The sequence below is a fragment of the Planktothrix sp. FACHB-1355 genome, assembly GCF_014748295.1.
GTDB classification, from domain to species: Bacteria; Cyanobacteriota; Cyanobacteriia; order Cyanobacteriales; family Aerosakkonemataceae; genus Aerosakkonema; species Aerosakkonema funiforme_A.
Window position 1 is genome coordinate 1 of sequence record NZ_JACJUP010000086.1, and the last position, 11,105, is coordinate 11,105.

11 protein-coding genes are annotated in these 11,105 nt (G+C 42.7%); 9 read left to right on the forward strand and 2 right to left on the reverse strand.

Annotated elements, in window-relative coordinates; genetic code table 11:
* From H6S82_RS06410 to H6S82_RS06450, 9 genes are all read left to right on the forward strand, one after another.
* A partial coding sequence (locus H6S82_RS06410) for a PP2C family protein-serine/threonine phosphatase (RefSeq protein WP_191056097.1) occupies positions 1-723 on the forward strand: 723 nt, incomplete at its 5' end.
* Positions 724-804: 81 nt separating this feature from the next.
* Positions 805-2,982 (forward strand): CBS domain-containing protein, encoded by a 2,178-nt coding sequence (locus tag H6S82_RS06415; RefSeq protein WP_190461281.1) that lies wholly within the window; start codon positions 805-807, stop codon positions 2,980-2,982.
* Between the two features lie 20 nt (positions 2,983-3,002).
* Complete coding sequence (locus H6S82_RS06420) at positions 3,003-3,404, forward strand: response regulator (RefSeq protein ID WP_190461279.1); 402 nt, start codon at positions 3,003-3,005, stop codon at positions 3,402-3,404.
* Complete coding sequence (locus H6S82_RS06425; protein ID WP_190461277.1) at positions 3,397-5,769, forward strand: response regulator; 2,373 nt, start codon at positions 3,397-3,399, stop codon at positions 5,767-5,769. Before H6S82_RS06420 ends, H6S82_RS06425 begins: the two co-directional genes overlap by 8 nt.
* A gap of 272 nt (positions 5,770-6,041) precedes the next feature.
* Positions 6,042-6,560: a phycocyanin subunit beta gene (locus H6S82_RS06430; RefSeq protein WP_190461275.1), complete on the forward strand. Its 519-nt coding sequence runs from the start codon at positions 6,042-6,044 to the stop codon at positions 6,558-6,560.
* Between the two features lie 60 nt (positions 6,561-6,620).
* Positions 6,621-7,109: a phycocyanin subunit alpha gene (locus H6S82_RS06435; RefSeq protein WP_190461273.1), complete on the forward strand. Its 489-nt coding sequence runs from the start codon at positions 6,621-6,623 to the stop codon at positions 7,107-7,109.
* 229 nt (positions 7,110-7,338) lie between these two features.
* Positions 7,339-8,181 carry a phycobilisome rod-core linker polypeptide gene (locus H6S82_RS06440; protein WP_190461272.1) on the forward strand — a complete coding sequence of 281 codons (843 nt, stop codon included), beginning with the start codon at positions 7,339-7,341 and terminating at the stop codon, positions 8,179-8,181.
* 123 nt (positions 8,182-8,304) lie between these two features.
* Positions 8,305-9,087, forward strand: coding sequence for a HEAT repeat domain-containing protein (locus H6S82_RS06445; protein WP_190461270.1), 783 nt, complete (start codon positions 8,305-8,307; stop codon positions 9,085-9,087).
* A gap of 47 nt (positions 9,088-9,134) precedes the next feature.
* On the forward strand, positions 9,135-9,797 hold the full coding sequence (locus H6S82_RS06450; RefSeq protein ID WP_190461267.1) for a HEAT repeat domain-containing protein: 663 nt from the start codon (positions 9,135-9,137) through the stop codon (positions 9,795-9,797).
* Here H6S82_RS06450 and H6S82_RS06455 read toward each other — a convergent pair.
* A complete protein-coding gene (locus H6S82_RS06455; RefSeq protein ID WP_190461265.1) occupies positions 9,787-10,632 on the reverse strand; it encodes an FkbM family methyltransferase in 846 nt (281 codons plus the stop codon). The genes H6S82_RS06450 and H6S82_RS06455 overlap by 11 nt on opposite strands.
* A 22-nt stretch (positions 10,633-10,654) precedes the next feature.
* Positions 10,655-11,105, reverse strand: a 451-nt coding sequence (locus H6S82_RS06460; RefSeq protein ID WP_206756853.1) for a glycosyltransferase family 4 protein, incomplete at its 5' end; no start/stop codon positions are given.

Consider the following 11,105-nt stretch of genomic DNA (forward strand, 5'->3'; position numbering starts at 1 on the left):
TACCCCGCCCGCGAAGTAGCTGGGGATTTCTATGACGCTTTCACACTGCCAGGGGACTATGTGGGCTTGGTGATTGCTGATGTGTGTGACAAAGGCGTGGGTGCCGCTTTGTTTATGGCTTTGTTCCGCAGCTTAATGCGGCTGTTTTCCGGCCAAATTCGCTTAGAAGAATCGGATGTGCTGAAGAGAGAGCCGGCTATCTCAGCAGACGATGCGATCGCACCTCATAAAGCTGACTATTCGGCAGAAATCGACGCTCTCAAAGCAGTTTCCCTTACCAACAATTACATCGCCAAAACTCACTGGCAGATGAGTATGTTTGCCACTATGTTTTTTGGTGTGCTAAATCCTGCCACGGGTTTGCTGACTTATGTCAATGGTGGACACGAGCCACCAATTATTATTGGTGAGTCTGGGGTGAAAAACCGCTTGAAGCCGACTGGCCCTGCCGTGGGTATGATGCCTAACGCGAAGTTTAAAACTCAACAAGTTCAGCTAGAACCTGGTGATATTTTATTAACTTACACCGATGGCGTACCGGAAGCTCACAACCCAGAAGGTAAATTTTTCACCGAGCAAAGGTTGCTAACCTTAGCCCAAGAGCCGACAACTGGTGCAAATGCTTTAGTGGACAGCATTGAAAAAAGTTTGCGCGACCACATCGCCGATACGGTTCAATTTGACGATATCACTATGCTGGCTCTGCGTTGGGCAAAAAATTAAGCAAAAAAGATAAATATCGAAGCTCGTGGGTGTAGGTAAAAATGTTTTACATTGGCAATTAGTTGTCATCCGCACTCATCGATGGAACAAGATTTTTGCGAGCCGAAAAATTTTATAGAGCGGGCGATCGATCGCTATCCCCCGATCGTACCTCCCAACACTTCCACCCTGGAAGCGATCGCTGCTATGAGCAACTCGAGCTCCAGTTATGTTTTAGTCGGCATCCAACATAAAGTACTCGGTATTTTCACAGAACGGGATGTTGTGAAAATCACCGCCAACAAAATCTCCTTAGAGGGCATTCCGATCTCTCAGGTGATGACTCGGCAATTGATTACCCTCAATATTGCAGAAGCCAACGATATTTTCTCGATATTAGCTTTGCTGCGCTCATCCCAAATTCGTCATTTGCCCATCACAGACGAAGACGAAAAGGTGGTCGGCGTTATCACTCCACAAAGTTTAAGGGCAATCCTCAAACCCAGCGATTTGCTGCAAATGCGGCGCGTTAGGGAAATTATGACAACCGAAGCGATCTCTGTTAGTACCGAGGTTTCGGTTTTTGAGGTAGCGCGGCAGATGGCGACCCACCGCAAAAGCTGCATTGTCATTTGCCAACAAGCCACTACCCATTCCTCCCCGTCTAGACAAAAGGGTGAAGAAACAGAAGAAAATTTGTTATTGGAAAGAAAGTTTAAGCTAAATACAGCTAACCAACCTCAAAAACCTATTGGGATCATCACCGAACGAGATATTGTTAAATTTAAAGCCAAAGGGTTGGATATCGCTCAAACACCAGCCACAGCAGTGATGAGTTCCCCTCTGGTTCTCGCGCAGCTCAATTTTACATTGTGGCAAGCCAATCAAATCATGCAGCAGCACAGCATCCGCCGCTTGGTAGTAGTTGACGAGCGCGGATATTTAGCTGGAATCATCACCCAAAGCACTCTATTGCAAGCTTTAGATCCTGTGGAAATGTACTCCACCGTGCAAATTTTACAGCAAACTATCACTGAAACAACCCAAGAGTTGAAACAGGAAGTCGCGCAACGCAAACAAGTAGAGGAAGCCTTGCGAGATGCCAAGAAATATTTAAAAGCAGAAGTTTTAAAGCGAACTCTGGAATTAACTCTTGCTAACGCTCAACTTCAGCAAGCTCTTAACGAGCGCATTGAAGCCGAAGCGGAAGTGCGCCGTCTCAACGCCTTCCTGGAACAACGAGTACAAGAACGCACGGCTCAACTGCAAGCGAGTAACCAAGAATTGCAACAAGCTCTTAGCAATCTCAAATCTACGCAAGAAGAATTGATTCAAGCAGAAAAAATGGCAGCATTAGGACAGCTAATTGCAGGTATAGCTCACGAAATTAACACTCCGCTGGGAGCTATTCGAGCTTCAATTAGTAATATTTCCACTGCATTAGAAAAATCAATTCGCCAATTGCCCCAGCTTTTCGAGCAGCTAGATAGCGGCGATCGCATTCAATTGTTTGCTTTATTAGAAACTGTTCGTCAAAACCCTCAAGACCTTTCTTTCAAAGAAGAACGGCAATTTAAACGCGCCCTAAAAAAAGAATTAGAAGCCCAAGGTATTGAAGATGCAGATGCGATTGCTTCTACTCTGATTAAAATAGGTATTACTCAAAATGTCGAGCTTTTTATTCATCTTTTGCACTCTCCCAATTACAAGTTAATTTTAGAAGCAGCTTCTTATTGGTCAGTGCAACAAAATAACGTTCAGAATATTATAATGGCTAGCGAGCGAGCCTCAAAAATTGTTTTAGCTCTTAAGAATTACGCCCGTCAAGAAAATTTTGGGCAAATGACCAAAGCTAAGATTGCAGAAGGAATAGATATCGCTCTTACTCTTTATCGCAATCAGTTAAAACAAGGAATTGAAGTAATCAAAAATTATCAAGACGTACCAGCCATACTATGTTATCCAGAAGGCATCAATCAAATTTGGACAAATTTGATTCATAATGCTATCCAAGCCATGAATGGCAAGGGCAAGTTGAGAATAGATGTATCCGAACGGGATAATCATATTGTAGTCCAATTTACTGATTCTGGTTGTGGCATTCCACCAGAAATAAAAGATAAAATATTTACACCTTTCTTTACAACTAAGCCTCATGGAGAAGGTAGCGGATTGGGGTTACATATTACCCACAAGATTATTGATGAGCATCACGGTAAAATTGAGTTAGAGAGCGAACCAGGTCGAACAACCTTTCGCGTATGGCTACCCATTAAATAAATTTAAGGCGAGGTAGTGTTATGGTCAAAAAAGCGATTTTATGTGTAGATGACGAAAGAATTGTACTGTTAAGTCTGCGAGATCAATTAACTAATTATTTAGGCGAGCGCTATGTCTGCGAATTCGCAGAAAGTGCTGACGAAGCTTGGGAAATTATTGAAGAATTAAACCAAGAAGATATCAAAATTCTTATAATTGTTTCCGATTGGCTAATGCCGAATATGAAAGGAGATGAATTTCTCATTAAAGTTCACCAACAATTTCCTAACATTGTGACGGTATTATTGACTGGACAAGCGGATGAGGAAGCCATAGAACGAACTCGAAAGTATGCAAACCTCCATAGCTATATACCCAAACCTTGGGATGAAGAAACTTTAATCCAAATCCTCAAATCGGGGTTGGAGGAAAGCAATGAGTAAAGGTGCGATTATCTGCATTGACGATGAAAGGGTTGTACTGGTTAGTCTTAGGGATCAGCTAAATAATCACTTATTAAGCGAGTTTGACATTGAACTAGCTGAAAACGGCGAAGAAGCTTTAGAAATTTTGGCAGAATTACAAGCAGATGATATAGAGATACCTCTAATTATTTGCGACCAAATAATGCCGGGGATAAAAGGAGATGAACTGCTAATCAAAATTCATTCCCTGTACCCAAAAACTTTGAAGATTATGTTGACCGGACAAGCTAGTACGGAAGCAGTGGGTAATGCGCTGAATCATGCTAATCTTTATCGTTACATTGGTAAGCCTTGGGACGAAACAGACCTTTGTTTGACAGTTACAGAAGCAATTCGCAGTTATTTTCAGGATAAAGAATTAATTTATAAAAATCAGACTTTACAAAAAATTAGAACAGAACTGGAAGAGTTAAACGCATCTCTAGAACAGAAGGTGGTGGAACGCACAACGGAATTGGCAAAAGCTAATGCCCAACTGCAACAAGAAATTAACGAGCGCAACTTACTAGAACAAAAGCTCAGCACTTCCGAGAGGCAAATTCGGACAATATTTGAGGCAATGTCTGAGATTGTATTAATTGTTAACGATCGTGAAGAAATCACCGCAGTGCCAACAAATCCCGGTCGCTTTTATAAATTTGAAACTGACCTTGTTAACTTAACCATAGAACAATTTTTTCAAGACAAAAACAATACTTGGTTTGGTAAAGTTCGGCAAGCATTAGACAGCCAAGAAACCATCAACTTTGATTACAGTCTGTCCGTCGGCGAACGGGAAATTTGGTTTGCAGCCAGCATTTCACCGCTACCAAATAATTCGGTGACATGGGTGGCCCGCGACATTAGCGATCGCAAACAAGCAGAAGCAGCTTGGGAGAAAGCTAAAGAAGCTGCTTTACGCGCCAACCAAGCTAAAAGCGAATTCCTCTCGAAGATGAGCCATGAATTGCGAACCCCACTCAATGCTATCCTGGGTTTCACTCAACTGCTTGCCCGCGACAATAGCCTCAATCAAGTGCAGCGGGAACAATTGGGAATAGTTGAACGCAGCGGAGAGCATTTATTGCAGCTGATTAATGATGTATTGGAAATGTCCAAAATTGAGGCTGGCAGAATCGCTTTCAATGAGAATAACTTTGATTTAATTTCTACGCTCAATTCGATCAAAGAAATGCTGCAACTCAAAGCTGAATCTAAAAGATTGCAGCTGATTTTTGATTGCGCTCCCCATACTCCGCAATACCTGCGAACAGATGAAAATAAATTGCGTCAGGTTTTAATTAACCTGATTGGCAACGCCATCAAATTTACTTCGTCGGGAGGTGTGGTATTGCGCGTGATGCCGGGAAATGATTTAGCAGAAATTGTAAGCGAAAATGCCACAAAATCCCGCAAGCTTTTGTTTGAAGTAGAAGATACCGGCCCTGGTATAGCGCCCCACGAGCTTGATACTTTATTTGACCCTTTTGTGCAAACAGAAACGGGAAGAAATTCGGAGCAAGGTACTGGTTTGGGTTTGCCGATAAGCAGACAATTCGTACAACTGATGGGAGGGGATATTACTGTTAATAGTGTGTTGGGTGAGGGAACTATTTTTAAATTTGATGTCAAAGTTGAGCTGGTAGAAGCGAAAGAAGTTCAAACTTACCAGTCAAGTAAGAGAGCGATCGCATTAGCTCCCAATCAACCAAAATATCGCATTTTAGCAGTAGACGATCGCTGGGAAAGCCGCCAACTTTTGATTCATCTACTCTCCCCACTTGGGTTCGACGTGCGTGCAGCAGAAAACGGTCAACAAGCTATTGAAGAGTGGCAAAGTTGGGAACCAAATCTAATATTAATGGATATGCAAATGCCCGTGATGGACGGGTACGAAGCGACTAAATATATTAAAGCGCATTTAAAAGGTCAAGCTACCGTAATTATTGCCTTGACTGCCAGTGTTTTTGAAGAAAATCGCATCACCGTTTTATCAGCAGGTTGCGATGATTTTGTGCGTAAGCCTTTTCGAGAAGAAGTACTCTTGGAAAAGCTCGCCACTTACTTGGGGGTGCGTTACGTTTACTCAGAAGCGCAATCTACTACTTCCACCCAATCTAGAGAAAGTCAAAAGCAGCTAGAACCGGAATCTCTAACTGTAATGCCTTCTGGGTGGATAACACAGCTATACGAGGCGGCTGATTCTATCGATAATGACCGTATTTTGGAATTAATTGCCGAAATTCCAGCAGAAGAAGCTTTTTTAGCCCAATATTTGACGGATTTAGTTAAAAAATTTCGTTGCGATGCAATTATCGATTTAATTGAACGAATTAATCGTTAGGGTAAGTTCGACATAGATCAGAAGCCCTATTTTTCTCAAAAACCGGGTTTCTGGGATCGTTCGATCGTGCTATTGACAAATTAGCCTAAAGTGTGATTGTGTGGGTTTGAGAATAATTACTTAGGAATTAATACTCATTAAAACATATTCTCGCTTTTTACTCGATTTCTACCCCAATTTTTTTACTTTTAAGCTGTAATCTCTCAAATCAAGGCAGTTAAATAACTGTCTGGAGGGATAAAAGTAAATTAATTTTAGGAGAGCTTGACAAAATGCTTGACGCTTTTTCCAGAGTTGTAGAACAAGCTGACAGAAAGGGCGCTTACCTGAGCGACGACGAAATTAATGCTCTTTCGGCAATGGTTTCCGACAGCAATAAGCGTTTAGATACAGTCAACCGCCTGACCGCCAACTCTTCGACGATTGTTGCCAACGCTTATCGCGCTTTGGTAGCCGAAAATGCTCAAGTTTTTAATGCTGGCGGTGCTTGCTTCCACAACCGCAACCAAGCTGCTTGTATTCGCGATATGGGCTTCATTTTGCGCTACGTTACCTATTCAGTGCTAGCAGGCGATGCCAGCGTTATGGACGATCGCTGCTTGAACGGTCTGCGCGAAACCTATCAAGCTCTCGGCACTCCTGGAAATGTTGTTGCTTCTGGCATTCAAAAGATGAAAGATGCAGCGATCGCGATCGCTAACAATCCCAACGGTATCACCAAAGGCGATTGCAGCTCTTTGATGTCTGAAGTAGCTGGCTACTTCGATCGCGCTGCTGCGGCTGTTGCCTAAAAAGTCACCGACTTACACCTTTTGAAATCATTTCGCACAACATAGGAGTATAAAAGCATCATGAAAACCCCCTTGACCGAAGCAATTGCAGCAGCAGATTCTCGTGGCGCATACGTCAGCAACACCGAATTGCAAGCGATTTTTGGTCGTTTCAACCGCGCTAAAGCTGGTTTGGAAGCATCTCGTGCATTCGCCGCTAATGGCAAAAAATGGGCTGAAGCAGCAGCCAATCACGTTTATCAAAAATTCCCTTACACCACTCAAATGCAAGGCCCGCAATATGCCTCTACCCAAGAAGGCAAAAACAAGTGCGTGCGCGATATCGACCACTACCTGCGTACTATCAGCTACTGCTGTGTAGTAGGCGGTACTGGCCCCTTGGATGAGTACGTAGTAGCTGGTGTCAAAGAACTCAACGCTGCCCTGGGTCTGTCTCCCAGCTGGTATGTTGCCGCTCTGGAATTCGTCCGCGACAATCACGGTCTATCGGGTGATGCGGCTGGTGAAGCCAACAACTACATCAACTATGCCATCAACGCTTTAAGCTAAGAAGGCTTTTGGGTCTGAGATATAGGCAATCGTCGAGCGGTCGGTTATTGGAAATCGGTCATTAGTAATTGTTGGCAGTTAATTGTTAAGAGAATCAGCAATTAACGCGAACACTAAATAATAATTAATGACTGATAACTAATGCCTGATAGCAGCAATTGTCTGTTTCCCAGACCCTGATTCATAAAAAGTGGATGGAAAGCCAAAAATTTGCAAGGGAGCTTAAAAAATGAGCAGTTTAGCGGTCGAAGAGCGGCTGGGAATTAGTTCGGAAACTGGCAGAAAAGTTGAACTTCGCCCGAACTGGAGCGAAGATGAATTGCGAGCAATATTCCGGGTAGCCTACGATCAAGTATTTGGTCGCCAAGGGGTTTATGCCAGCGAATCATTCACCAGTGCCGAAGCTTTGTTACGTAACGGCACAATCAACGTGCGGCAATTTATCCAGATTTTGGCTAAATCCGAACTTTACAAAGAGCGCTTTTTCTACAATAATTCGCAAGTTCGTTTTATCGAGCTCAACTACAAGCATTTGTTGGGACGCGCTCCCTACGACCAGTCGGAAATTGCCTACCATGTAGACTTGTATAATTCTCAAGGCTACGAAGCAGAGATCGATTCTTATCTCTACAGTGCAGAATACGACAATGCTTTTGGGAATTATGTGGTTCCCTTTTACCGTGGTTTTCAGTCGCTGCCAGGAATGAAAACCGTTGGATACAACCGGATATTTGAGCTTTTCCGGGGTAGCGCTAACAGCGATAACGCTCAGTTTGGCGGCAAAAATTCCCGACTGCGGCAAAAAGTGTCGATGAATTTGCCTAATTCAATTAGGGCACCGCTGTCAGTATTAGGCAGATCTTCTGAGGCGGTCGGTGGAACTTTAACCAGCGCGGCTGTACGTGGAGATGCCAGAGTGTACAGAATTGAAGCGGTTGTCGGTGGCGTAAGCTCTAAGGTAGCAGTGCGTCAGAGCAAGCGGGTTTATACCGTGTCTTACGACCAACTTTCGACGACTTACCAAGAAATTCACCGTCGTGGTGGTAAGATAGTCAAAATTGAACAAGCCTGAGTAAGTAGGGACTGGAGACTGGGAAGTCAAAAGCCAAAAGTTAAAATAAGTAATATTTTTTTAACTTTTGACTTTTGAATTTTGCTTGTCTATAGTCCCTAATGTTTATCTAAAAATTTTGCTATGACTGCTACTTCACCCCCAGAGTTAATCCTTTCTAAAGAAGCTGCGATCGCTGCCTTAAAAGGAGACGATAATCAAATTCGCTATTACGCTGCTTGGTGGTTAGGCAAGCATCAAGTTGAAGAAGCTTGGGCCGTACTTTGCGAGGCGCTAGAAGACGATCGCTATCGCACTCCCCAAGGCGGATATCCCCTGCGGCGTCAAGCAGCAAGGGCTCTCGGTCAATTGAAAAATACGCAAGCAGTGCCTGCATTGTTGGAGGCATTGAACTGCGAAGATTTGCAACTGCGAGAAGCAGCGATTCAAGCATTAGCAGCTATTGGCGATTCAAGAGCAGAAAAACCTTTGCTGGAACTCTTAGGATCGGAAGGCGAGCAACCGTTGGAAGCTTTGATTGAAGCGCTGGGAACTTTACAAGTTTGGTCAGCACAAAAGCAAATCGAGGGATTTCTGGAACACAATTCTGAGCGCGTTCAATGTGCTGCCGCTCGATATTTATATATTTTTACTAAAGAGCCTCAGTACATCGAACGAATTATTAAAAATCTGACTCACCCAAATATGTATTTGCGCTGGGCAGCAGCATTCGATTTGGGAGCGATCGGTCACATAGAAGCAGCAGAAGCAATTATTAATGCTAAGGTGGCTAATAGTCTAAAGCTGTTGAATTTGAAGCGAATTTTAGAATCTGTATTAAGTAGCGATCGCTCGGATGAAGTAGAAAAGCAAAAAACAACCCGCTTATTGCTGGGCGCAATAGATGATTTGTTGATTCAACTTTGAGCTAAACCAATTCTTTGCCAAACTAAAAAAAAAATAGCATTTTAAGTATGAACGCACTTAACATCAACAATAGCGAAGGGTCTAGAGATTTAGATATTGCTTGGTTAATTCAGCAGTTACGTCGTGCCTCAACTCCCACTGATACAGTGAGTTTAATTCAAACTTTATCTGCTAGGAAAACCACTGTAGAGAATACAGAAGAAATTATCGCTGCTTTCATAGAAATTTTGAGCCATCATCATCCTTCTGTACCAGCTGCGGCGGTGGAAGGATTGGTGAAACTTGCGCCACACTCTGTAGAACCATTAATCGCTGCTTTCCGAGCTTCTGCGGATCACGGACTGCAAGCTTATATCGTTCAAGCTTTAGCTAAAATTGGCGACGGTAGAGCTTTGGATCTGTTGCTGGAAGTGGTGGGTGTGGAAGTAGCAAATCACTGTCAGGGTAATGTCAGACGAGTTGCAGCGCGGGGTTTGGGACGCATCGGCAGTACATCTGGCGACCTAGAAATGATTAAGCGTGCGATCGAAAAACTAACCTGGGCATTGTTGAAAACGGAAGATTGGGCGCTGCGTTATGCAGCTACAGTTTCCCTGCAAGAAATTGCTACAGTTGAAGCGATCGCATCTTTACAACAAGCGTTAACTCAAGAACAAGATAACACCGTGCAAACGCGAATTAAAACCGCTTTGGAGGAAGTTACAAGTTAGAAACTAACTCATAGCCTGTCGATGCTTTATCCAATATTTTGGAATATCCCAAATTTTCCAAAAACTCAATGATATTTTTTTCTTCTGGAGAGTTTGCAGTTTCCCAGAACACTGTTTTGATAGCTTTCGCTTCAAACAAAGGTTTACAACTCTCTAAAATATTAATGTCATAACCTTCAGCGTCAACCTTAAGTACATCTATTTTTTCTTCATTGTATTTCTTTAACAAAGAGCTTAAAGTCAGCATAGGAACGCTACGGGTGTTTGGTCGAGCGGCATCAGCTACCACTTTACTCAACATCGTGGGCTCTCCCAAAGTATCCAAGAATGCTACCCCATCGCGATCGCCTATACAGCCATCAAAAATTAAATATCTAGAATCGTAATCCTTGAGATTTTCATGCAAAATTTCCACATATTCTTGGACTGGTTCAACAGCGATCGCTCGCGTTTCATCCTTTTGCAGCCACAAAACCGAGTAATAACCAAAATTAGCACCAATATCAACAAATAATCCTTTCCTTTGCGGCGACATAATTTCTTTTGTCAGATATTCCTCATAGTACCCGCTAACCACAAAAAAGCGAGCGTGCAAACAATTTGGATTAACCTTTACCATTCTCTGCGGGAATTGCCGAGCCGTTCCGTAGGTATATTCAAATTCAGATTGAGAATTTACTGGAAATTCAGATAGAGTCACCCATGTTAAAGGAAATGCGTATTTAGAAGGTAGTAAATGCAGCCAAAACTTAATAATTTTTAAAGCATTAGCATCACCCAGATAATATTTTAACAATTGCCAAATAATTTGAACCGCTTTTTGTTTGGAATTCATAAAAATCTCTCCAATTGATTTTTTACACACCTAAAAACTTTCTATAAACATCCAATGTATCCTTAGCAATTTGACTCCAAGAAAAAATACGTGCAACTTCAATACACTGTTGAGAAAGCTGAGAATAACTCACTTCATCCAAAGTCAGCAGCTTGATTATCTGGTTGCTAAACTGTTCGGAATCACCAGCAGTCACCATCAAGTCATCATCAAAATGATGTAACATTTCTCGCGGGCCAGGAACATTATATGCCACAGTCGGAAGACCGCAAGCCAGTTTTTCCAATACCGCAAAACCAAATCCTTCAATGTAACTGGGGAAAGCTCCCACCGTTGCTTTACTCAAAAGTTTTGGCAGTTCCTCGCCTGCAAAACGGGGTACAATCTCAATCCAATCACAAGCTGGCATATCGAGATCGGCGAAAATTGCTTCGGAGCTAAAAGCTGTACCTAAAAATAGAAAGCGTGCATCT

Bases quoted from the DNA above. Each gene is read 5' to 3' on its own strand.
- H6S82_RS06415 (WP_190461281.1), top strand. From the start codon at position 805: ATGGAACAAGATTTTTGCGAGCCGAAAAATTTTATAGAGCGGGCGATC.
- H6S82_RS06420 (WP_190461279.1), top strand. From the start codon at position 3,003: ATGGTCAAAAAAGCGATTTTATGTGTAGATGACGAAAGAATTGTACTG.
- H6S82_RS06425 (WP_190461277.1), top strand. From the start codon at position 3,397: ATGAGTAAAGGTGCGATTATCTGCATTGACGATGAAAGGGTTGTACTG.
- H6S82_RS06430 (WP_190461275.1), top strand. From the start codon at position 6,042: ATGCTTGACGCTTTTTCCAGAGTTGTAGAACAAGCTGACAGAAAGGGC.
- H6S82_RS06435 (WP_190461273.1), top strand. From the start codon at position 6,621: ATGAAAACCCCCTTGACCGAAGCAATTGCAGCAGCAGATTCTCGTGGC.
- H6S82_RS06440 (WP_190461272.1), top strand. From the start codon at position 7,339: ATGAGCAGTTTAGCGGTCGAAGAGCGGCTGGGAATTAGTTCGGAAACT.
- H6S82_RS06445 (WP_190461270.1), top strand. From the start codon at position 8,305: ATGACTGCTACTTCACCCCCAGAGTTAATCCTTTCTAAAGAAGCTGCG.
- H6S82_RS06450 (WP_190461267.1), top strand. From the start codon at position 9,135: ATGAACGCACTTAACATCAACAATAGCGAAGGGTCTAGAGATTTAGAT.
- H6S82_RS06455 (WP_190461265.1), bottom strand. From the start codon at position 10,632: ATGAATTCCAAACAAAAAGCGGTTCAAATTATTTGGCAATTGTTAAAA.